The following is a 21741-nucleotide window of genomic DNA, read 5'->3' on the forward strand; positions in this document are numbered from 1 at the left end:
CAGATTAATCCTCGGCCCTCCAGCCGCTGCGGCCGAGGTACCCCTCTTCCAATCCAACATCAGAAAAATCAAAGTCGGCGTTGCAGTTCGGGACGGAGCGCAAGGCCGACGCCAGATAGCCGCCCAGGGCAAACACGCCGGAGACAAGGCCGGCCAGCAAGAGAATCATCATCGCAGCTCCTTTTTCGCACGATAGTGCGAAATTGAATTAAAAAAAACTCCAGCCACCCCGGCTATGCACCTTGGTAGTTAAAGCTCCTGTAAGTGGAAATCAAGCGGCTGTAAGCGTTATGCACCCGCTGCACCGCGCCGTTATCCCGCATGAAGCGGATATCGTGGGTAAGCCCGACGATCAAACTGTAGATTTCAAAAATCAGCTGCTCCGGATCGCTGTCCGGCCGCAGATGCCCTACTTCGATAGCCTGGATAATCGTGCGCCGCATCGTCGCGCGCCAGCGCATTACCCCGCGCTGGATGCGGTCGCGCAGCGGACCATCGATGTCGTCGTATTCAAAAGCGCCGGCGATATACAGGCAGCCGGCCACTTCGCGCGGATCGCTGGCGCGGCCGATCCAAGCCTTGACCTGGGAACTCAGGCGCGGCAAACCGCGCGGCAAAGCCATGGACGGCAGAAATACTTCTGCGCTGAAGCGGCGGTCAAATTCCTCCAGCACCGCCTCCTGCAGCGCCTCAAGCGAACCGACCCGCGAAAACACCCCGCTTTTGCTGATGTCCAGCTGTTTCGCGACTTCGCCGAGGGACAGATTGCCGATGCCCTCCGCCGCGGCAAGCGCTAAAGCGGCGTTGACGATGGCGGCGTAGGTGAGTTCGCTTTTGCTGGCTTGATTCATGATGCATGCATTTTAGCACACTCATGCGAAATTGAAAGAGCTTTATTCTGCATGCCTTTAGCGCTAATGCATGCTGCCGTCAACCAGCCACAGCCAGTGCAGGTCAGAGTCGCTCTCCGCGGCAAGCGCCGCCGTGACGCCAGAACGATATTTTTTTCTCAGATTGCGTTGCTTGCCATAGGCACAGATTTTTTTGATCACCGCGTGCAGCTCGGCGTCTCCGGACGCATCGTCCATCAGTTCGGCCCACAGATTCGCGGCATCCCAGCGCCTGAAATGCACGTACACCGTATTCCACTTGCCGAAGCGCGCCGGCAGTTCGTGCCATGCGCGCTCGCTGCCAATCAGCCATAGCAAGGCTTCTATGAACTGGCGGTTCCTTTTCGCGCGCAGCTCGGAATATCCGCTCTTGGCTGACAGCAGCAGCTCCAGCTTTCGCCACTGCTCATCCTGAAGAATCATGATCTTCTCTTTCGTTGGTCGCGCCGCGGATCCTGTGGAAGACCGGCTTGCCGCAGCGACATTGCCGGGTTGCCTGTCTTGATGGCCGAGCGCTTGTCGGTTCATTTCGCCGTCGCGGCTTATGCATCGTTTATACAGACCGATTTTACATATTGTTTTGATAATTTTTCGTTAATAATTGTTAATGATTGTTAATTTGCAAAGAAAAACTTCCTGTGGAGAGCTTGATGCGGGCATGACAAATTTGTCACGCCCGTGTCATCAGATCGTTTGAGGCCGAAGCCTAGACTGCAGTTCAGCGATGGCGGTTAGCGCTGTCGCCCTCTCCACATTTAAGGAAACAATCATGCGTACCGTAAAAACGATCTTCACAGTCTTGGCCTTCGGCGCCGCCGCATCCGCTTTCGCAGAAGCACCCTACCCGCCTGAACAGGCGTTCGTGTCGACCCTGACCCGGGCGCAAGTCGAGCAGGAAGTCGCCAAGGCTGAGGCACAGGGAACACTGCTGCAAAGCGACGCCGCCTATCCGGTCATTGCCGCGCCTGCGGTGCCAGGCGACAAGCCGATGATGGCGCAATTGCACGAGCATGGTAAGAGCGAGGCCGGCACCTCGATTTATGCAGGCGCATAAAACCGATGGCGCGCACGCCGGCCGCAGATGACGGCGGCTCAGCGCTTGCGCGCCAGCGTCAAGCCGTCGCCGACCGGCAGCATGGACAGGTCGATGCGCTCGTCGGCATGCAGTTTCAGGTTAAGCGCCTGCAAGGCAGCGGTATCGGCATCTTGCGCGGGAGCGGCCACGCTGCCGTCCCATAACACGTTGTCGATGGCGATCAGGCCGCCGCGCCGCACCAGCTGCAGGCAGCGTTCGTAGTAACCGTCATAGGCACTCTTGTCGGCATCGATAAAGGCAAAATCGTATTGCCCGGCCGCACCGGCAGCCAGCCGGGCGTCGAGCGTCGCCAGCGCCGGCGCCACCTGCAGGTCGATCTTGTGCGCCACCATCGCTTGCTCCCAGTAAGGGCGCGCGATGCGCGTATATTCGTCGCTGATGTCGCAAGCCAGGATCTGGCCGTCTTCCGGCAAGGCCAGCGCCACCGCCAGCGCGCTGTAGCCGGTAAAAACGCCTATTTCTATCGTCTGGCGGGCGCCCATCAGACGTATCAGCAGGGCCATGAATTGCCCTTGCTCCGGCGATATCTGCATGCCGCCGCGGACATGGCTGCGGGTGGCGGCGCGCAATGCGGTTTGCGCCGGATGTTCACGCAGCGAGTGGCTTAGCAGATAGTCATAGAGCGTATCGTCAAGATTAAGCGTGCGGTTGGACATGGTTTCGTTTTCTTGTAAGTGGAAAGATCAATTTACCACGCCAGCCTGCGCCGTCAAGGCAGCCACCGTTGGCCTGCTTGCAAGACCGGAGCGCGTGCGAAGGCCTAGCGCGCATCGGCGAAGATAGTCACCAGCCAGTCCACCAGCACCCGAACCTTGGGCGACAGCTGGCGGTGATGCGGATAGAGCACCGATACGGTCGACGGCCGCGGCCTGGCCGCAGGCAAGACTTCCCGCAGCTCGCCCGAGGCCAGCAGATGCGCGACGGCATAGCGCGGCAGCTGGATCAGGCCGAAACCCAATTTGCAGCACTGCACATAGGCATCGGCATTGTTGACCGATATGCTGCCGTTGATCGCATATTCGCCGGCCTCCCCGTTCACCGTGAATTCAAACGGATAGAGCTTCCCGCTTTGCGGCGAAAAGAAATTGACTGCACGGTGTCTGTCAAGTTCGTCCACCGCCAGGGGTTCGCCATGCTTTTCCAGATAGGCCGGACTGGCGCAGGTGACCTGATCCAGGCTGGCGACCTGCCGGCCCACCATCGACGAATCGCGCAATTCGCCCACGCGCAGCACGCAATCGATGCTCTCCCGCACCAGGTCTACCAGGCGGTCGCCCATGCCGATCTGCAGTTCGATATTCGGGTAACGGTTGCAGAACTGGTCGAGCACCGGCAGCACGAAATGGCGCCCCAGCGTGCCGTGCATATCTATCCTCAGCTTGCCCGAGGGGTTGGCGACGGCTTGCGAAAACACATTTTCGGTTTCCTCCAGATCCGCCAGCAGCTGCATGCAACGCGTGTAATATGCGTCGCCGTCCAGGGTGGTGCTGACCTGGCGCGTGGTCCGGTGCAGCAGCCGCACGCGCAGGCGCGCTTCCAGCTGCTTGATGGCGTTGGTCACGGTCGCTTTCGGATAGCCGAGATCGTCGGCGGCCCTGGTAAAACTTTTCAATTCGACAATGCGCGTAAAAATGCGCATGGCTTCAAATTTGTCCATGGAGGCGTCCAGCTTGATTATTAATTCATATGGAACAGTGTAAGCATGGATAGCTAGTTTATCCAAATAAAATTAATCGTCATGATGCACGTACTGCCCTGCAAACCGACATCCGGCAATACATAGCGCGGGGCGGCTTAAGCAACGCTCAAACCAACTTCAAGGAACTTCAAATGAATAACGCGGACAAGAAAGTAGCCATCGTCACCGGATCCTCGCGCGGCATCGGCGCGGCCGTGGCGCAACGCCTGGCGCAGGACGGCTTTGCCGTGATCGTCAACTATTCGGGCAGCGCTGCCGCTGCCGCAGCCCTGGTGCAGCAGCTGATCGGCCAAGGCGGCCAGGCATTGGCGGTACAGGCCGACGTCAGCGATCCTGCAGCGGTGCGCGCCATGTTCGATGCGGCGGAACACGCATTTGGCGGCGTCGATGTGCTGGTCAACAACGCGGGCATCATGGTCAACGCAAGCATTGCCGAAACCGACGATGCCGGCTTCGACCGCCAGATCGCCATCAATCTGAAAGGCAGCTTCAATACGCTGCGCGAAGCCGCCAAACGCCTGCGCAATGGCGGCCGCATCATCAATTTCTCGTCGAGCGTGGTCGGCATGCTGCAGCCTACCTATGGCGTGTATGCCGCCACCAAGGCTGGCGTGGAAGCGATGACCAGCGTGCTGGCCAAGGAGCTGCGCGGCAAGAATATTACCGTCAACGCCATCGCACCAGGGCCGACCGCCACCGATCTTTTCCTCAACGGCAAACCGCAGGAGCTGGTCGAGCGCCTTGCCAAGATGGCGCCGCTGGAGCGCCTCGCCCAGCCGCAGGATATCGCCGGCGCAGCGTCCTTCCTGGCCGGCGCCGATGGCGGCTGGATCAATGGCCAGGTCCTGCGCGCCAACGGCGGCATCATCTAAACGGCCTTGTTCAGGTTGCCGCCAGCGTTTCGGCCATTCGGCCAAAACAAGTGAACTTCTGATTCAGGCATCAGGCATGCGGAGCGCATTTTGTCTCAAGCGGCAAATTGCGCGCCACATACGCCACCAGCTGCTGCACGCACGCGGCGAGGCTTTCATGGCCGCTATCGATTGCAAGCTGGGGATGCTCAGGTGTTTCATACGGCGCGCTGATGCCGGTAAATTCGCTCAATTCGCCCGAACGCGCTTTCTTGTACAGGCCCTTGGGGTCGCGCGATTCGCAGGTCGCCAGGTCGGCGGCGACATGGATTTCGTGAAACGCCTCTCCGCAGGATTGGCGGGCGCGCGCACGGTCGGCCCGGTACGGGGAAATGAAAGCCGTGATGCAGATCAGGCCGGCGTCGGCAAACAATGCGGCGACCTCGCCTACGCGCCGGATATTCTCGCTTCTATCCGCCGGGCTGAAGCCAAGATTTGCATTCAGGCCATTGCGTATATTGTCTCCATCCAGCACGTAGCAGGAATATCCCTGCGTCGTCAGCGCATGCTCCAGGGCCATGGCGAGCGAGGATTTGCCGGACGCGGGCAACCCGGTCAGCCACAGGACTGCGCCGCGGTGGCCGTAATGCGCCGCGCGCTGCGATGCATTCAAGGCATGGGGTACTGCGGTCAGATTTTTTTGCATTCAACGCTCCACAGAATATGGCGCCCTGCGACGGCCAGGCGGCGGAATACATGATGCCTCAAAACGCAGCGGCCGCAACGGCCAATATCCGCGATTCAAGCGTCAGCCACGCTACGCAGGCGCAGGATGCGGTAATATTTGCTGGACAGTTTGCCGGCGCCGCGGGTGCCGAAAACGTCGCGGGCAGCCATTCATATTTGAGAGCAAAGGCCATTCTGATGATTCCAGCATTCGTCGGCGTAACGGGTTTACCGAGGGCGGGTTCCACCTTGCTGTGCCAGCTGCTGGCCCAGCATCCAGAAATTCATTGCGAAGGACATAGCTCTCCCCTGTGCAACACCTTGCTGGGGATCCGCCGCATGATCAGCGAAGATACTTTTTTCCTGTCGCAGCTCGATACTCAGTTCGAACAAAGCTATGCCCACCTGACCTCGGCAATGCAAGGCTTCTTGCGCGGCTGGCATCATGATTGCGGCAAGCAGGCGGTGGTGGACAAGAACCGCGCATGGCTGCACGCGATAGAACTGCTGCTGCATATCGAGCCGAACGCCAAGCTGATCGTGTGCCTGCGCGAGCTCGGACAAATCTACGGTTCGATCGAAGCGCAGCACCAGCGTACGATCCTGGTCGATTTCATCGACCACCTGGCCGATTTCGACCGCTTCGGGCGGGCCGACATGCTGTTCGCCAAAGACAAGGCCATCGGCGCTCCGCTGATCTCCCTGCATGCGGTGGCCGACCTGCCTAAGCATGTGCAGGAACGCCTGTATTTCATCCGTTTCGAAGACTTGATGGAACGGCCCTCGGCCTGCATGGCGCACCTATATTCCTGGCTGGGACTGTCGCCGTTCGAAATCGATCCCGACCATCTGGCGATCGGGGTCCAGGAAAGCGACAGCCACTACCACATGAAATACAGCCACAAGCAGGCCCGCCAGATCAGCAAGCCGAAGCGGCACGATATCCCGCCGCGCATACAGGCACAGATCGAAACTGCCTGCTCCTGGTTCTACCAGCTTTACTATCCGCAGAAGAAGTAAGGCCCGCTCCCTCGGGTCAGCTGTCCCTAAAACGCCTTGCCGATCTCGGCCCAGGCGCGCACTGATTTATTGTCGCCGATCAGTTTTGGTGTCGAGCCGAACGGCGCCGCAACATAGAGCTTGGCATGCCACTGGTCCGGGCCTGCCCAATTCATGCCAACGCCGGCGCCGCTCAGCGTGGCGCCGTTGTCGCCCGGCAGCCAGGGATTCTTGTTGACCGTTACGTGTTCGCTGTCGACGAAGGCCAGCACCTGCCAGCGCCCGCTCGCGAACTGGCCGAGATCGTGCCGCAGTTCAACCGAACCGAAGACCCCGGTATCGCCGGACAGCACGCCGATGTCATAGGCGCGCACCGTATAAGGACCGCCCGCGACCATCTTTTCGGCAGGGTCCAGGTTGCCGTTGGCCCATTGGCCGGCCAGCGTGAAATACAGGGAATCGTTCTGTGTCAGATTTTGCAGCTGCGCCAGATTGCCGTTCCATTTCGTGTAGCTGCCTTTGGTCTTGGCGGTGACCGAATCGGACAGTTCGGCCGCCCGGTCGTCGAAGCCGACACGTCCCGCGGTGATGCCTATGTTCCAGGTGCCGATGCCGCCGGCCAGCGCGCCGTTGCGCCAGTCGCCGTTCAGGCTCGCGCTCCAGTTGTCCAGGTGGCGGTCGGTCTTGATATTGCTGACGCCGATGCGGTCGTTCAATTGCTTGCGGTCGTACTGGATCTGGCCGTACAGGTTGGCCTCGCGCGTGCGCATGAACGGATGCTTGACCCAGATGCTCGCCACTTGCGCGGTGCCGCGCGCGTCCAGCGCGCCCAGGGCATCGCCGAGGATGTAATGCAGCGCCGAATAGGAGCCGCCCATACGCGTGCCCAGGCCATTGAGCAGGGTTTCATAGGCAATGCTGCCGTAATTCATGTCCCTGCCGCTGGTCAGGGCGCCAAGGCTGAGGACATCGCCATGGTGCAGCGGATTGAAGATATTTACGGCGGCGCTGAGGCGGGCGCGGCCGGTATAGCGGTTGCCGAAATTATCCACCGCCACATTGCCGGCCACCTGCGCCGTCGGGTCGGCTTGCACCTGCAGGTCGGAAGTGCCGACTGCTTCGCCTGGCTTCAGGAGCGCGCTGACGGCGACGCCCGGGATATCCGAGGCCAGCAGCAGCGTGCGGTCAAGCCCCGCCTGCGCAACCACTTGCCCGGCCTGCAAAGGAGACAAGGTTTGCTGCAGCAGGGCGTCGCCCACCCGGCTGCGGTTGTCCAGCTTGACCTGGCCGTAACGGGCTTCGATCACCGTTACCTTCACCACGCCGCCTTGCACGGTCTGGGCCGGGATGATGGCGCGCGCCAGCGGGTAGCCGTGGCTGTGGTAATAGTCGGTGATGCGCGAGACCACTTCGCCGAGCTGGGCCAGGGTGAGGCTCTTGCCCTCGGCGTCGGCCACCAGCGCATGCAGGGTGGCCGTATCGAAAGCAGTATTGCCGGACAGCTGTATGCTGGTGACCTTGAAGGCCGCTCCCGCCGGCTGCTGGGCGCCGCCCTCCTGTTCGATGGTCAGCCCGGTCCCCGTTGACGAGGGAAGCGCCGGCTTGACCGGCTGGATCTGCTGCAGTATCGAGCCGGCGCTGGGCGGGGTCACCGGATCGGCCGCCAACGCGCAAAAATATGGGTAGCAGAGCAGCATGGCTGCGATGACCGGCTTCGTTGGCGTTAGGAATCTACCGTTATTATTCATTGAGGCTCGCTTATTCATCCGTTCTCACAATATTGTCAGGCAGCTTGACTCCGCCGCCCGTGATCTTCAATTCCACACCGTTCATGCCGTCTCCGATTTTATTGTTCGGCGGCTGGATGTTGAACTGCACCAGGTCGAGCGCAGCCAGGTTGATGCCCGCGTGCGACGGAGCAAAAACCGAATCCAGGGCGGTGATCACGTTCTGCACCGGGACGGGCGCCGCACCCGGCTTCAGAGTCAGCGCGGTGGCGTTCCCTGCCGCTTGCACGAACACATAGTTCATCGCGCTCAGGCCGCCGCCGTCAATCGCATACAGCCCGGGCTGGCTGGTCGGCTGGGCATTGGTTGTCCAGGCCAGGTTGCCAGTCGTAGCATTGTCCAGCGTGTCGCCGCCCACCAGGCCGCTCAGGGTTCCGCTCAGGCCGGATGGCGTTTGACCGGCAATGCCGCTTGCCGGGGCGGCATTATAGGTAAGCGTCGCCGGCGTAATATTGGCGCTGGTCGTCGTCGTCCCGCTCACCGTATAGTTCCCGGCGTCGGCGCCGCTTGCGCTGATGCCCGCCACCGTCACGGTCTTGCCGGCGCCGGCATTCTTGTCGGCGAAGTTGGCGGAGGTGTCGCTGAACGTCACCGCATCGCCGGCCAGTCCGCCGCTGAGCGTCACCGTAGCCGTCGTATTGCCGTCATAGGTTTTGTTGGCGCCGATGGCGGCAACGGTGATGGCCAGCGGCGTGATATCGGCAGTGGCGGATGCGGTGGTATTGCTGACCACATAGTTGCCGGCATCGGCCCCGCTTGCGCTGATGCCTGAAATGGCGATCGTCTTGCCGGTGCCTGCATTTTTGTCGCCAAAATTTGCCGAAGTATCGGTGAAGGTCACCTTATCGCCGCCTATCAGGCCGCCGCCGGTCAATATCGCCGAACCGGAAATCGTTGCATCATAGACCTTGCTGACGCCGCTCGCAGTGACGGTGACCGACTGCCGGTTGACCGTATAGTCGCCGGTAATGCTGCCCAGTATGTAGTTGCTGGCATCGGCGCCGCCCAAGGCGCCATTCGCCGATTCAATGCCGATATGGGTGCCGGCAGTCAGGTGGCCGCTGCTGCTGGTAAGCCCAGCCGTATTCACCGAAACGCCGGGTGCGCTGACAAGGTCTCCCGAGATGACATTCGATATGCTGAGTGCGCCTGGCGCCAGCGCCGCACCGTAAGTCGAGCTGCCGGCGGCAATCGAACCGGCCAGCGCCAGCGGACTGACAGTGTAGTTGCCCGTTGGGCCGGTGAACGTGTAGTTGCCGGCATCGGCTCCGCTCAGGGCGCTGACCGATTCGATGCCGTTATGCGTTCCGACAATCAGGTGTCCGCTGCTGCTGGTCAGGCCGGTCGTGTTGACCGCGACCGTCGCCGTGCCCAGCACGTCGCCTGTCACGGCATTGGTGAAGCTCGCCGCACCCGGCGCCAAGACAGCGCCATAGATCGAACTGCCGGCGCCGATCGAACCGGTCAACGCCAGCTGGCTGACGGCATAGTCGCCGGTTGGCGCGGCAAAGGTGTAATTGCCGGCATCCGCCCCGCTCAGCGCGCTGACCGATTCAATGCCGGTGTGGGTGCCGGCGATCAGGTGTCCGCTGCTGCTGGTCAGGCCGCTGGTGTTGACTGCAACCGTGGCCGTGCCCAGCACGTCGCCTGTCACGGCATTGGTGAAGCTCACCGCACCCGGCGTCAATGCCGAACCGTAGGTTGAGCTGCCCGCCCCTATTGACCCCGTCAAGGCCAACGGACTCACGGTGTAGTTGCCGGTGGCGCCGGCAAAGGTGTAATTGCCCGCGTCCGCTCCGCCCAGGGTAGTGCCTACCGATTCGATACCGTTATGCGTACCGGCCGTCAAGTGGCCGCTGCTGCTGGTCAGGCCGGTGGTGTTTACCGCGACGGCGCCAGGCGTGACAAGGTCGCCGCTCACGACATTGGTGAAACTTGCTGCGCCCGGCGCCAGGACCGAGCCGTAGACCGAGCTGCCCGCCGCAACCGCGCCGGTCAAGGCCAACTGGGCGACGGTATAGTCGCCGCTGGCGCCGGCAAAGGTGTAGTTGCCGGCGTCCGCGCCGCCCAAGGCAGCGCCGACCGATTCGATGCCGGTATGGGTTCCGGCAATCAGGTGGCCGCTGCTGCTGGTCAGGCCAACCGTATTCACCGTGACGGCCCCAGGCGTGACCAGATCACCGCTCACGGCGTTGGTGAAATTCGCCGCGCCGGGAACCAGTGCAGAGCCGTAGGTCGAGCTGCCCGCGCCAACCGTAGCGCTCAACGCCAGCGGACTGACGGTGTAGTTGCCCGTGACCCCGGTAAATGTGTAGTTGCCGGCGTCGGCTCCGCTCAAGGCGCTAACCGATTCAATGCCGTTATGCGTGCCAGCCGTCAGGTGCCCGCTGCTGCTGGTCAGGCCCGCCGTGTTGATGGCAATCGTCGCCGTACCCAGCGCATCGCCCGACACGGCGTTGGTGAAATTCGCAGCGCCCGGGACCAGGGCCGCCCCGTAGGTCGAGCTGCCCGCCGCAACCGTGCCGGTCAAGGCCAACTGGGCGACGGTATAGTCGCCTGTAGCGCCGGCAAAGGTATAGTTGCCCGCGTCCGCGCCGCCCAGAACAGTGCCCACCGATTCGATGCCGGTGTGGCTGCCGGCAACCAGGTGGCCGCTGCTGCTGGTCAGCCCGGTCGTATTCACCGTGACTGCACCGGGAGTGACCAGATCGCCGCTCACGGCGTTGGTGAAATTCACCGCACCCGGCGCCAGGGTCGAGCCGTAGGTCGAGCTGCCCGCCGCAAGCGTGCCGTTCAACGCCAGCTGGTTGACGCTGTAGTCGCCTGTGACCCCGGTAAATGTGTAGTTGCCGGCATCGGCCCCGCTCAGCGCGCTGACCGATTCGATGCCGCTGTGGGTGCCTGCGACCAAGTGTCCGCTGCTGCTGGTCTGGCCCGTAGTGTTGACGCCAACCGTGGCCGTACCCAGCGCATCGCCCGACACCGCATTGGTGAAGTTAGCCGCACCCGGAACCAAGGCCGAGCCGTAGGTCGAGCTGCCGGTCGCTATCGAACCGGTCAGGGCCAGAGGCGTCACGGTGTAGTTGCCGGTCGGCCCGGCAAATGTATAGTTGCCGGCGTCTGCACCGCTCAGCGCGCTGACCGATTCAATACCGTTATGCGTGCCGGCAATCAGGTGCCCGCTGCTGCTGGTAAGTCCAGTCGTGTCGATCGCAACCGTCGCCGTACCTAGCGCATCGCCCGCCACTGCATTGGTGAAACTCGCCGCCCCTGGGACCAGAGCGGCGCCATAGGTCGAACTGCCGGTGGCAATCGCGCCGGTCAGCGCCAGCTGGCTGACGGTATAGTCGCCGCTTGGTCCGGTAAACGTGTAATTGCCGGCATCGGCGCCGCTCAGCGCACTGACCGATTCGATGCCGGTGTGGGTGCCGGCAATCAGATGGCCGCTGCTGCTGGTCAGGCCCGTGGTATTAACGCCAACCGTGGCCGTGCCCAGCACATCGCCTGTCACCACATTGGTGAAGTTCGCCACACCCGGCGCCAGCGCCGCACCGTAGGTCGAACTGCCGGCGCCGATCGAACCGGTCAGCGCCAACTGGTTGACGACGTAGTTGCCTGTAATCCCGGTAAATGTGTAGTTGCCGGCATCGGCCCCGCTCAAGGCGCTGACTGTTTCAATGCCGTTATGCGTTCCCGCAATCAAATGCCCGCTGCTGCTGGTCAGGCCGGTGGTGTTGACGCCAACCGTGGCCGTGCCCAGCACGTCGCCTGTCACGGCATTGGTGAAGCTCACCGCGCCCGGTGTCAACGCCGAACCGTAGATCGAGCTGCCCACCCCTATTGACCCCGTCAAGGCCAACGGACTCACGGTGTAGTTGCCGGTGGCGCCAGCAAAGGTGTAGTTGCCTGCGTCCGCTCCACCCAAGGCAGTGCCCACCGATTCGATGCCGTTATGCGTGCCGGCAGTCAAATTCCCGCTGCTGCTGGTCAGGCCGGTCGTATTCACCGTGACGGCGCCAGGTGTGATCAGGTCGCCGCTCACGGCATTCGTGAAACTGGCCGCCCCTGGCGCCAGCGCCGCACCGTAGACCGAGCTGCCCGCCGCAACCGCGCCGGTCAAGGCCAGTTGGCTGACGGTATAGTCGCCAGTGGCGCCGGCAAAGGTGTAGTTGCCGGCGTCCGCGCCACCCAGAACAGTGCCCACCGATTCGATGCCGGTATGGGTTCCGGCAACCAGGTGGCCGCTGCTGCTGGTCAGCCCGGTCGTATTCACCGTGACGGCCCCAGGCGTGACCAGATCACCGCTCACGGCGTTGGTGAAATTCACCGCGCCTGGCGCCAGGGTCGAGCCGTAGGTCGAACTGCCCGCCGCAAGCGTGCCGTTCAAGGCCAGCTGGTTGACGTTGTAGTTGCCCGTGACCCCGGTAAATGTGTAGTTGCCGGCATCGGCTCCGCTCAAGGCGCTGACCGTTTCAATGCCGTTATGCGTGCCGGCAATCAGATGACCGCTGCTGCTGGTCAGGCCGGTGGTGTTGACGCCAACCGTGGCCGTGCCCAGCACATCGCCTGTCACTGCATTGGTGAAGTTCGCCGCGCCCGGCGCCAGCACCGAACCATAGGTCGAACTGCCAGCCCCGATGCTGCCGGTTAACGCCAACGGGCTCACGGTGTAGTTGCCGGTGGCGCCGGCAAAGGTATAGTTGCCCGCGTCCGCTCCACCCAAGGCAGTGCCCACCGATTCGATGCCGTTATGCGTGCCGGCAGTCAAATTCCCGCTGCTGCTGGTCAGTCCAGCCGTATTCACGGTGACAGCGCCCGGCGTGACCACGTCGCCGCTCAAGGCGTTGGTGAAATTCACCGCGCCCGGCGCCAGGGTTGAACCGTAGGTCGAGCTGCCGGCGCCAACCGTAGCGCTCAAGGCCAGCTGATTGACGCTGTAGTCGCCTGTGACCCCGGTAAATGTGTAGTTGGCGGCATCGGCCCCGCTCAGCGCGCTGACCGATTCGATGCCGCTGTGGGTGCCTGCGACCAAGTGTCCGCTGCTGCTGGTCTGGCCCGTAGTGTTGACGCCAACCGTGGCCGTACCCAGCGCATCGCCCGACACCGCATTGGTGAAGTTCGCCGCACCCGGAACCAGGGCCGAGCCGTAGGTCGAGCTGCCGGTCGCTATCGAACCGGTCAGGGCCAGAGGCGTCACGGTGTAGTTGCCGGTGGCGCCTGCAAAGGTGTAGTTGCTCGCGTCCGCCCCGTTCAAGACAGTCCCCACCGATTCGATGCCGTTATGCGTACCGGCCGTCAGGTGGCCGCTGCTGCTGGTCAGGCCCGTTGTATTCACGCTGACCGGCCCGGCCGTGACGACATGGCCGGCAACCATGTTGGTGAAAGTCACCGTACCCGGCAGCAGGGCTGAACCATAGACAGAGCTGCCGGCGCTAAGCGTGCCGATGAGCGCCAGCGGATTGATCGTCAAAGTCCCGTTGACAAACGTCACGATGTAACCCTGCTGGCCGGTGGAAGACAGGCCCGACGCCGTAATCGTGTAAGTGCCGGCATTGACCGCGGCCTGCGACGTTCCGCCATAACTGATGCTGCCCAGCAGGCCAACCGGCGTCCCGCCATACCTGTAGCCGTTGAGGCCGGTGTATGTGACGCCGTTGTTGCTGGCATAGGCCGCGCCGTTGAAAATGCTGGTGGCATTGTTGGCAGTGACGGTCAGCGCCGTCATGCCGGAAAGCAGCAGCGGGTAGCCGCCGGATATCAACCAGGTGTTGCTGAAATCCCATGCGGGGTTCAGATTGCCGTTGGCCGCGGTGCTGGAGGTGAAGTTGGCCTGATTCTGCATGTTGGCAGTGGTCATGCCGGTGCCGGCGGCGGACGTGGCCTGGCCGGAGCTTGTCTTATCCCAGAAACTGCCGGTGACGGTGCCGGCGTTGTTGCCAACCAGCCCGCCAACCGAGGTCGAGCCGCCGCCGGCGCTGACGCTGCCTGTCGAATAGCTGTCGGTGATCGTGCCGCCCAGGGCCCCGGCGCCGGCATTATTGCCTACCAGTCCGCCGACAAAGGAAGCGCCGGCGGCGCCTGTTACGCTGCCCGTTGCATAGCTGTTGCTGATCGCCGGGCTGCCGCCCGCACCGCCATAATTGTGGCCAACCAGGCCGCCGATGGCGCTGGTGCCGGAAACGGCGCCCGTCGCATAGCTGTTGCTTATCGTCGACGGACCGGAAAAGCCATAATTGGATCCTAGCAAGCCGCCCACATAGGACGAGCCGCTCACGGTGCCGGTGGCATAGCTGTTGCTGATCACGCTGACGGCGCTGCCGCCGCCGTAGCTGTATCCGATCAATCCACCGACATAATTGCTGGTTCCGGTGACATTCCCGGTGGCATAGCTATAGCTGACGGTGCCCCCCTGCAGGCCGCCGAGCAAACCGCCGACGTTGCTTGCCGCAGCCCCGGCATTGAGCGTTCCGCCAGCATAACTTCTGGTGATCGTGCCGCCGGAGTTTTCACCCACCAAGCCGCCGATAAAAGTCGCATTGCTGCTGGCGCTCACCGTGGCGGTTGAAAAGCTGTTGCTGATTTTCCCGAAATTCTGTCCCACCAATGCGCCGGTGTAGTTCGAGGAGGTGACTGCCACGCTCCCGCCCAGCAGCCCCACGTTGCGGACCACGCCAGCCGCACCCACCGCGCCGATCATGCCGATGCCGACAAGCGAACCGTCATTGATCGTCAGGCCGCTGACAGTATGGCCCAGGCCGTCGAAGACGCCGGAAAATTCCTGCGCCGGAGTCAATACCGTCACTCCTTTGCCGCCGATCGGCGTGAAGCCTGCGCCGCTGTTCCAAGCCGAAGTGGCGGCAGCGTTGATATCGCTGCCCAGCGCATAGTAGCCGGCGAGATTCCCTAGCGTCCCCTGCAAGGTGCCGTCGCCGCTGCTGGTGGCCGTACCCAGGGAGTTGATGACCGTATAGACATGATTGTTCATGGTCAGCACGCCGCTGCCGCTGAAATTGACGCGGCCGTTAAATCCGGCGCTGCCCAAGGCGACATTGACATGGCCGCTGCCAGGCTCCAGGTCCAGGCTGGCGGATCCGCTTGCCGTCATCGTGGCGTTGATGTTCACATCGTTGCTGGCGTTCAGCGTCAGCTTGTGGCCGCTCCAGCTGACCGTGTCGTCGACGTTGATATTGCCGCTGGTGCCGGCGCCGCCGCTGGCCGAAGAAATCGTTACATTGCCCAAGCCCAATGCCGTATTGAGGGCGGCGCCGGTCTGGTCGCCGCCGCTGGGCGCAATCGTGAAATCGGTAGGATCGATCAGCCAGGTGCCGGCCAGGCCCTGCGCCGCCGCAGTGGTGATCCGGGTGCTGCTGGCTACCTTGACGTTGGCTGCACTGGTTTCGATAAAGCCACCGTTGCCGCCGGCCGGCGCGCTGGCGTCGAGCGTGCCGCCGACATTGACGGTGCCTGCTGCCATGCCGCCCAGCAAAGTAATCGTGCCGCCGTGGTTTTCCACGGTGCGCGCTTCAATCACGCCGGTGTTGTTGACGACGCTGGCCAGCAACGCATCTTTTGCGCCCGCGCTCATGATCACCCGGCCGCCGTCGGCCCGGATCAGCCCGCCGTTTTCCGCCGCGCTGTTCAGCACGCTCTGGTCGACTTGCAGCTGCAGCAGGCTGTTGCCGCTGAATGTGAGGGTGACGGCGTTGCCGGCGCCGAGCGCCACCGCGCCCTGTTGCGCGCTGATCGTGCCCTGGTTGCTGACATGGTTGCCGAGCAAGGCGACGTAGCCGCCATTGGCCGCCGTGATCGATCCCTGGTTGACCACGCTGCCCGGGCCGTTGCCGCTGAAAGTGCGGGCATTGCCGTTCAGGCTGGCGTCGCGCAGATCCAGGGTGGAAGCCACCAGCCCGCCGACATTGACCTGCGCGCCAGAGCCGAACAGGATGCCGTTCGGGTTGATCAGGAATACCTGGCCGTTGGCATTCAGATGGCCCAGGATCTGCGTGCCGTTGGTGTCGAATATGCGGTTGACGGCAATCGCGCTGACCGAAGGCTGCACGAAATTGACCGTTTCCTGGGGAGCGATGTTGAAGCCGCTCCAGTTCAAGGTGGCATTCTGGCTGGTCTGGCTGATCGTGGTGGTGGCGCCGGATTGGCGGATGCTGCCGCTACCCGCAACAACCTGCCCGCCGGTCGGCGCCGCCTGCGCGGCAACCGCCGTCAGCGACAATGCCGCCGCCACCAGTTTGCGGCGTCCGCCTTTGCCGCGTCCGCGCGTTGTTTCCGCTACTGCGATCCAGCCGTTGGTCACTGTGCTCCAGACCAGGCGATAGATGTGGTTCATAGATCCGTGGCGTTTCATGGGATGATTTCCTCATTGAACCTGCACTTCTCGACCAAACAATGCGCGCGGCTTGCCAAGACATGATCGGCCGCCCACCTGCTCCTCGCTTCAACAAACCGTGCGGCATCGACGCCGCGCATTCGTCATGCAGAAACTATGCTTGCGCTGCCCGACGCCGGAAAACAGCAGTACGGCTGGGCAGATCTTCAAGTAAATCGTATTACAACGACAACGGATTCAAAGGGGTGCGACTGGCGCAAGGCGCGCCAAAATGAGAGCTGACATTCAGACAATGTCAAGCTGGGGGGACTTAGCTGGTTTCCCTATCCAACTTTCTTTTAAGCAAAATATTAACCAAGTGAATGTGTTACACGCAAGCTAATTGTTACTCTTAATTGTATTTTATTGTTTCTGTGGGATTTTGGCGTCGGATGGCTGCATGCGGTGAGCCTGCGGCGACTTTTTTGAAGCAAGTATTGCCGAATACTATTGCCCAATTCCGGTTTTCCTGTTCAACTTCGGCTTGCTGCAGGTTAACATTCAGCAACCCGATACGTACAAAAGCAGGCTACTCACTGAAGGAAATGCGATGAACATATTTCTCGGTAGCATCATGACTTTCGGTTTTCAGTTCAATCCCAGCGGCTGGCAGCAATGCAACGGTCAAACGCTCGGCATCAGTCAAAATTCAGCCTTATTCGCCTTGCTGGGCACCACCTTTGGCGGTGACGGCGTACAAACCTTTCTATTGCCGAATTTGCAAGGAAGAATGCCGCTTTGCCAAGGCAACGGAGCCGGTTTGAGCCCGCGTGTGATCGGTGAGTTGTCCGGCAACGAAAACATCTCGATCGGAATCAGCAACCTGCCGGCCCACACCCACACCGCCACCTTTACTCCTTCGGGCAGCAGCGGCTACACGGTATCGGGCAACACGGCTGGAAATCAGCTGGTGCCCTCCGCGACCAACAACATCCTGTCAGGATCGCCGGCCGGCATCACAGCCGCGGCGATCTGGAGCGCGGCGCCAGCGACGATTCCCCTGGGCGGCAGCGGCGGCGGTTCCGGCGGCACGGTAAGCAACGCCCTCACCGGCAACAGCCTGCCCGCAGCGATCATGAATCCGTACCTGGCGCTGAACTTCAGCATTGCGTTGACGGGTATTTTCCCTTCACGCAACTAACAATCGCCGCAGCAGAAATCACCACGCGTCAAACCGCAATAACACCGGTCCTTAGTCCTTAAACCGCAGCATTTACAAGGGAGATTTCCATGGAAGCATTTCTCGGCAGCATAATGACTTTCGGTTTTCAATTTAATCCCAGCGGCTGGCAGCTATGCAACGGCCAGACGCTCGCCATTCAGCAATATGCAGCCCTATTCTCGCTGCTGGGCACCAACTATGGCGGCAACGGTACGCAAAATTTCCAGCTGCCGAATCTGCAAGGACGGGTGCCGATTGGCCAAGGCACCGGACTCGGCTTGACGCCGCGTGTGATCGGCGAAGCGTCCGGCACGGAAAACATTGAGATCTCCATCAGCAATCTGCCGTCCCATACCCACGTCGCCACGTTTACGCCGTCGGGCGGCAGCAGCTACATGGTGTCGACCAACACCAGCGGAAACCTGCTGGCGCCGACGGCGACCAACAACATCCTGTCCGGCTCGCCTGCCGGCCCGCAAGGCGCAGCGATCTGGGGTTCGGCCGCAGGCACCATTCCCCTGGGCGGCAGCAGCGGCAGTTCCGGCGGCACCGTCACCAACGCCCTCACCGGCAGCAACGCACCCGTGGGCACCATGAACCCCTACCTGGCGCTGAATTTCAGCATCGCGCTGGTGGGTATTTTCCCGTCCCGTAACTAACGACTAACGGGCCGCAACAGCGAGCTGGCCGGCAGCCGGCCAGCTTCGCTTCCGTCTTTTCATTGCCGACAGATCAAATCCGATGCTAGAACTTGTTGACGCCGCTTATTTCGCCCCTTCGACCGGACAGGTCTGCATGCTGCATCTGCCCGACGGCAGCACCTTGCCGGTGCTGGTCGACAGCGTGAATGTGAAAGCGCAATACCGCAATCCGTATGCGCCGGAACAGCAGCGCCTGCCGTTCATCGTCACCTTGACTGCGCAACAAGCGACGGCTTTTCTCGAAGGCCCATGCGCGATCGATATGCCGCAGCGCGAGCGCCTGGAAGGCGTGTACGTGTCGCGCCTGGCGCCGCTCGGACGCGATCCGGCCGGCGCATATTTCCAGGTGGTGTTCAGCTGACGCGATTCAAGACTGGCGCTGCTTGCCTGGATACCACACCATGCGATCGGCCATCAGTTCCGATTCTTCCACCTGGAATCCCAATTCCAGGTAGATCCGCTTGGCGCCGGGATTGTTGTGCCAAACCACCACCGCGACCGGGCATTGCACATTGCTTGCGGCTTGCTGCACGCCGCGCAGGACTGCCTTGCCGTAGCCGAAGCCGCGGGCGGCGGCAATGAAAGCGATGTAAATCACGCGCACTTCGTTGTGACCGAAATCGACCACCAGCGCACCGACCGCGGCCTGGGTTTTCTCGATGACGAAATGCATGGCGTTCGGATATTCTTCACCGGCGCCTTGGGTATGCGCGGCGTATTGCTGGGCGATCACCGTTTCGATGAATTCGGGTTCACCGTCGATGAACTGCAGGTCTGGCCTGGCGGAACGATACAGGGTTGCCAGGAAGGGCTGGTCGCCGGCGGTGGCGGGCCGCAGGGAAATGCCGGCGGGCATGGCAGAGGAAGAAGTGAGCATGCTGAGTTTTCTCAGAAATTGAAATAGATAAGGTGGCCGTCACTACGGCGGACATCACACTGCTGGAGCAGCTTATAACAGAAGCTGGCTTGACGGATGAAGGCGCCTCAAATAAAGTGCCTCGGCGCAAGATTTTTGCCTGGACCGCAGGCCAGTTGAGAAACGCGGCAACCGACGCATCAATTGGATTGAAGGTAGTCGAATGAATAAATTCCTCAAATTGCCGCTTCTCTTTGATCCCGACGAATTGCTGAAGGATTTGCAGGCGTGCGAGACCATGGATTGGCCGCGGCATTTCCATACCGACGACTATTCCGGCCTGTGGTCCGGCCTGGCGCTGCGCTCTGCCTCCGGCAAGGCGGACGATATCTATTCCCATCCTGGCGGCGCCGGCCATATCGATACGCCTGTGCTCGGCCTTTGCCCCTACATCGCCAGCGTCCTTGGCCTCTTCGAATGCGAGATAGAGTCGGCCAGGCTGCTGCGCCTGGCCCCCGGCGCGTTCATCAAGGAACATCGGGATGTGCATACCGGCTATCAGTTTGATGTCTTTCGCGTACACATTCCGATCGAAACCAGCACGCAAGTGCGATTCCTGGTTGGCGGACATGCTTTGGACATGCGGGAAGGCGAATGCTGGTATGCCGATTTCAGCCAGCCGCACAGTGTTGAAAATTGCGAGGCCACAGCGCGCACCAATTTGATCCTGGACTGCAAAAGGAATAGCTGGTCAGATGCATTGTTCCGCCAGGCCGGCTACGATTTCGATGAAGAAGCGCGCAGTCGCAGGCTTGACAGCGCAACGCGCGCCATGGTGATTGCCCGGCTATCGGAAATGAAAACCGATACGGCAGAGCGATTGATCAGGCAGCTGGAAGCCGAGGCGGCTAGCGATGAATAGCGCAATGGAACAAGCGAGGCGGCAGGCGAGGCAGCAAGAGATACCGCAAGATGATGTAGCGGCCTCGACCGGACAATGGATACCTTACAAGTTGGTGCGGCAAGAACAGCAATGGCGTTGCCTCTGGCTCGACCTGGAAGGCAAGCGCATTGCCGAACCGTTTTTCTCCGACACGATTCTACGTTGCAAAGCCAGCGCCCCTGCCAACCGGCGCTTTCCCAGCATCAGCTCGCTGGAATACCTGACGGCACGCGCAACAGCCGCGGCCGATGTGCTTGCCCCCAGCGCTTTTATTTTCCATGTTTCGCGCTGCGGCTCGACCCTGGTCTCGCAACTGCTTGGCTTGAGCGAAAAAAATATCGCCCTCTCTGAAGTGCCCTTGATCGATGAATTGCTGCGCATGTCCCTCAACCAGGCCGATTCTGCTGCAGCGGAAGCAGCGCTGAAAGCCAGCATTGCTTTGCTGGGACGGCGCAGGCTTGGGCAGGAAAAGCATTTATTCATCAAGCTCGACAGCTGGCACGTTTTCTTTGCGGGCACGCTGAGAAGACTCTACCCGGACGTTCCATTCATACTGCTGTACCGCAGCCCGGATGAAGTGGTTTTCTCACATCAGAAGCGGCGCGGAATGCAGGCAGTGCCAGGGCTGCTTGAACCGGGACTGTTCGGCATGTCGCAAGCGGAATCGGCAAGCTATGACGGCGACCGCTATATCGCCAAGGTGCTGGAATATTATTACTCGCAATTCTTGCGCATCGCCGAAACAGACGATCGTTCACTCCTACTGGACTACAGGCAGGGCGGCATTGACATCGTGCGCCGGCTGGCCGGATTTTCGGGCGTAGCCCTGGATCAAGCAGAAACAGCGGAGATGGCAGTCCGTTCGCGTTTTCACGCAAAATATCCGGAACAGGGATTTGCAGAAGAAAAGAATGAATCGTGCGCGTCCGTAGATCTTCAGCCGGCGCAGGCGCTGTATGCCCGCCTTGAGCAACTGCGGGCAAAACTGGCCGGCTGATACGCGACCGTCATTTCAAGAGATGTCCCGCATCAAGAGGGAAATGGTTTACGCCATGCCGGCAGTTCGTTGAGCCGCTCATGCCAGCGCTGGATTGCAGGAAAATCGGCCAACGGCAAATGCGCCTTGTCGGCATAAGGCAAGCTGATGGCCACCGCGAAATCGGCGACAGTCAAGCCGTCTCCCACCAGGAATTTCCTGTCGCTCAAATGAGTATCGAGGACGCGGGCATAGGTCCTGAAGTATTTCGTTGCCTCTGCCAGTTCGGCAGCTTCGGCGGGCGGCAAGCCAAACATTGGCTTGACGACGTACTCAAAATACAAGACCGAGGCGTGGCGCGTAAAATGCACCGCATCCCAGCTGAGCCAGCGCATGACATCGATCTGCCGCGCATCGTGCGGCCACAGGTCGGCTTGCGCCAGGTCCGACAGATAGCACATGATGGCGTTCGATTCCCATAGAGTCCTGTCGCCGTCCAGCAGCACAGGGACCTTGCCGTTCGGGTTCATGGCCAGGAATTCCGGCGTTTTGTTTTCCCCCTTGCCGATATCGACCCGAACGAATTCCACCGGCAGCTCCAGATAACGCGCGACTGCGCAGGCTTTTCTCGGGTTCAAAAACTCGCAATAAAACAGCTTCATGCCGGTCTCC

At 61.4% G+C, this 21741-nt stretch carries 18 protein-coding genes; 8 read left to right on the forward strand and 10 right to left on the reverse strand.

Translation table 11 applies throughout. The features are described 5' to 3' along the window. Positions 1-4 precede the first annotated feature (4 nt). The 3 genes from KHU30_RS03780 to KHU30_RS03790 form a co-directional block, all read right to left on the reverse strand. Positions 5-172: a hypothetical protein gene (locus KHU30_RS03780; protein ID WP_211441284.1), complete on the reverse strand. Its 168-nt coding sequence runs from the start codon at positions 170-172 to the stop codon at positions 5-7. Between the two features lie 61 nt (positions 173-233). Further along, on the reverse strand, positions 234-851 hold the full coding sequence (locus KHU30_RS03785) for a TetR/AcrR family transcriptional regulator (RefSeq protein ID WP_211441285.1): 618 nt from the start codon (positions 849-851) through the stop codon (positions 234-236). A 63-nt stretch (positions 852-914) separates the two neighbouring features. After that, on the reverse strand, positions 915-1313 hold the full coding sequence (locus tag KHU30_RS03790) for a transposase (protein ID WP_211441286.1): 399 nt from the start codon (positions 1311-1313) through the stop codon (positions 915-917). Between the two features lie 346 nt (positions 1314-1659). On the opposite strand from KHU30_RS03790, the gene KHU30_RS03795 reads away from it, so the two are divergent. After that, positions 1660-1944, forward strand: a complete 285-nt coding sequence (locus KHU30_RS03795) for a DUF4148 domain-containing protein (protein ID WP_211441287.1) — start codon at positions 1660-1662, stop codon at positions 1942-1944. Between the two features lie 38 nt (positions 1945-1982). Here the strand turns inward: KHU30_RS03795 and KHU30_RS03800 are convergent, their stop codons facing one another. Next, entirely contained in the window at positions 1983-2642 is a 660-nt protein-coding gene (locus KHU30_RS03800) for a class I SAM-dependent methyltransferase (RefSeq protein WP_211441288.1), read from the reverse strand. Between the two features lie 104 nt (positions 2643-2746). Beyond that, positions 2747-3643 (reverse strand): LysR family transcriptional regulator, encoded by an 897-nt coding sequence (locus KHU30_RS03805; RefSeq protein WP_211441289.1) that lies wholly within the window; start codon positions 3641-3643, stop codon positions 2747-2749. A gap of 173 nt (positions 3644-3816) precedes the next feature. On the opposite strand from KHU30_RS03805, the gene KHU30_RS03810 reads away from it, so the two are divergent. Further along, a complete protein-coding gene (locus KHU30_RS03810; protein ID WP_211441290.1) occupies positions 3817-4557 on the forward strand; it encodes an SDR family oxidoreductase in 741 nt (246 codons plus the stop codon). A gap of 70 nt (positions 4558-4627) precedes the next feature. Here the strand turns inward: KHU30_RS03810 and cysC are convergent, their stop codons facing one another. Next, a complete protein-coding gene (cysC, locus tag KHU30_RS03815; protein WP_211441291.1) occupies positions 4628-5242 on the reverse strand; it encodes an adenylyl-sulfate kinase in 615 nt (204 codons plus the stop codon). Between the two features lie 218 nt (positions 5243-5460). Here cysC and KHU30_RS03820 point away from each other — a divergent pair, with 218 nt between their 5' ends. Next, positions 5461-6282 (forward strand): sulfotransferase family protein, encoded by an 822-nt coding sequence (locus KHU30_RS03820; RefSeq protein WP_211441292.1) that lies wholly within the window; start codon positions 5461-5463, stop codon positions 6280-6282. 26 nt (positions 6283-6308) lie between these two features. Here the strand turns inward: KHU30_RS03820 and KHU30_RS03825 are convergent, their stop codons facing one another. Both KHU30_RS03825 and KHU30_RS03830 read right to left on the reverse strand, forming a co-directional pair. Next, a complete protein-coding gene (locus tag KHU30_RS03825; protein ID WP_230427172.1) occupies positions 6309-8009 on the reverse strand; it encodes a ShlB/FhaC/HecB family hemolysin secretion/activation protein in 1701 nt (566 codons plus the stop codon). 10 nt (positions 8010-8019) lie between these two features. Further along, positions 8020-16410, reverse strand: coding sequence for a YDG domain-containing protein (locus tag KHU30_RS03830; RefSeq protein ID WP_211441293.1), 8391 nt, complete (start codon positions 16408-16410; stop codon positions 8020-8022). Positions 16411-16981: 571 nt separating this feature from the next. Here KHU30_RS03830 and KHU30_RS03835 point away from each other — a divergent pair. From KHU30_RS03835 to KHU30_RS03845, 3 genes are all read left to right on the forward strand, one after another. Next, positions 16982-17572 carry a phage tail protein gene (locus KHU30_RS03835; RefSeq protein ID WP_211441294.1) on the forward strand — a complete coding sequence of 197 codons (591 nt, stop codon included), beginning with the start codon at positions 16982-16984 and terminating at the stop codon, positions 17570-17572. Positions 17573-17661: 89 nt separating this feature from the next. Beyond that, complete coding sequence (locus KHU30_RS03840; RefSeq protein ID WP_211441295.1) at positions 17662-18252, forward strand: phage tail protein; 591 nt, start codon at positions 17662-17664, stop codon at positions 18250-18252. 82 nt (positions 18253-18334) lie between these two features. Next, positions 18335-18655: a DUF6916 family protein gene (locus KHU30_RS03845; RefSeq protein WP_211441296.1), complete on the forward strand. Its 321-nt coding sequence runs from the start codon at positions 18335-18337 to the stop codon at positions 18653-18655. Positions 18656-18661: 6 nt separating this feature from the next. On the opposite strand, the gene KHU30_RS03850 is transcribed toward KHU30_RS03845, so the two are convergent. After that, positions 18662-19171 carry a GNAT family N-acetyltransferase gene (locus KHU30_RS03850; protein WP_211441297.1) on the reverse strand — a complete coding sequence of 170 codons (510 nt, stop codon included), beginning with the start codon at positions 19169-19171 and terminating at the stop codon, positions 18662-18664. A gap of 202 nt (positions 19172-19373) precedes the next feature. Here KHU30_RS03850 and KHU30_RS03855 point away from each other — a divergent pair, with 202 nt between their 5' ends. Both KHU30_RS03855 and KHU30_RS03860 read left to right on the forward strand, forming a co-directional pair. Then, positions 19374-20072, forward strand: coding sequence for an aspartyl/asparaginyl beta-hydroxylase domain-containing protein (locus tag KHU30_RS03855; RefSeq protein ID WP_211441298.1), 699 nt, complete (start codon positions 19374-19376; stop codon positions 20070-20072). 271 nt (positions 20073-20343) lie between these two features. Beyond that, the gene (locus KHU30_RS03860; protein WP_211441299.1) at positions 20344-21090 is read left to right on the forward strand and encodes a sulfotransferase family protein; all 747 of its coding nucleotides are present in this window, start codon (positions 20344-20346) and stop codon (positions 21088-21090) included. 32 nt (positions 21091-21122) lie between these two features. On the opposite strand, the gene KHU30_RS03865 is transcribed toward KHU30_RS03860, so the two are convergent. Further along, entirely contained in the window at positions 21123-21731 is a 609-nt protein-coding gene (locus tag KHU30_RS03865; protein ID WP_211441300.1) for a glutathione S-transferase family protein, read from the reverse strand. Positions 21732-21741: the final 10 nt, after the last annotated feature.

It is taken from the genome of Collimonas humicola, from assembly GCF_018304945.1.
Taxonomy (GTDB): Bacteria; Pseudomonadota; Gammaproteobacteria; order Burkholderiales; family Burkholderiaceae_D; genus Collimonas; species Collimonas humicola.

What these genes read in the sequence shown, in the direction of transcription:
- KHU30_RS03825 (WP_230427172.1), bottom strand. Translation starts at nt 8,009, where the DNA reads ATGAATAATAACGGTAGATTCCTAACGCCAACGAAGCCGGTCATCGCA.
- KHU30_RS03830 (WP_211441293.1), bottom strand. Translation starts at nt 16,410, where the DNA reads ATGAAACGCCACGGATCTATGAACCACATCTATCGCCTGGTCTGGAGC.
- KHU30_RS03805 (WP_211441289.1), bottom strand. Translation starts at nt 3,643, where the DNA reads ATGGACAAATTTGAAGCCATGCGCATTTTTACGCGCATTGTCGAATTG.
- KHU30_RS03840 (WP_211441295.1), top strand. Translation starts at nt 17,662, where the DNA reads ATGGAAGCATTTCTCGGCAGCATAATGACTTTCGGTTTTCAATTTAAT.
- KHU30_RS03780 (WP_211441284.1), bottom strand. Translation starts at nt 172, where the DNA reads ATGATGATTCTCTTGCTGGCCGGCCTTGTCTCCGGCGTGTTTGCCCTG.
- KHU30_RS03850 (WP_211441297.1), bottom strand. Translation starts at nt 19,171, where the DNA reads ATGCTCACTTCTTCCTCTGCCATGCCCGCCGGCATTTCCCTGCGGCCC.
- KHU30_RS03865 (WP_211441300.1), bottom strand. Translation starts at nt 21,731, where the DNA reads ATGAAGCTGTTTTATTGCGAGTTTTTGAACCCGAGAAAAGCCTGCGCA.
- KHU30_RS03785 (WP_211441285.1), bottom strand. Translation starts at nt 851, where the DNA reads ATGAATCAAGCCAGCAAAAGCGAACTCACCTACGCCGCCATCGTCAAC.
- KHU30_RS03790 (WP_211441286.1), bottom strand. Translation starts at nt 1,313, where the DNA reads ATGATTCTTCAGGATGAGCAGTGGCGAAAGCTGGAGCTGCTGCTGTCA.
- KHU30_RS03795 (WP_211441287.1), top strand. Translation starts at nt 1,660, where the DNA reads ATGCGTACCGTAAAAACGATCTTCACAGTCTTGGCCTTCGGCGCCGCC.
- KHU30_RS03800 (WP_211441288.1), bottom strand. Translation starts at nt 2,642, where the DNA reads ATGTCCAACCGCACGCTTAATCTTGACGATACGCTCTATGACTATCTG.
- KHU30_RS03855 (WP_211441298.1), top strand. Translation starts at nt 19,374, where the DNA reads ATGAATAAATTCCTCAAATTGCCGCTTCTCTTTGATCCCGACGAATTG.
- KHU30_RS03835 (WP_211441294.1), top strand. Translation starts at nt 16,982, where the DNA reads ATGAACATATTTCTCGGTAGCATCATGACTTTCGGTTTTCAGTTCAAT.
- KHU30_RS03820 (WP_211441292.1), top strand. Translation starts at nt 5,461, where the DNA reads ATGATTCCAGCATTCGTCGGCGTAACGGGTTTACCGAGGGCGGGTTCC.
- KHU30_RS03810 (WP_211441290.1), top strand. Translation starts at nt 3,817, where the DNA reads ATGAATAACGCGGACAAGAAAGTAGCCATCGTCACCGGATCCTCGCGC.
- KHU30_RS03845 (WP_211441296.1), top strand. Translation starts at nt 18,335, where the DNA reads ATGCTAGAACTTGTTGACGCCGCTTATTTCGCCCCTTCGACCGGACAG.
- cysC (WP_211441291.1), bottom strand. Translation starts at nt 5,242, where the DNA reads ATGCAAAAAAATCTGACCGCAGTACCCCATGCCTTGAATGCATCGCAG.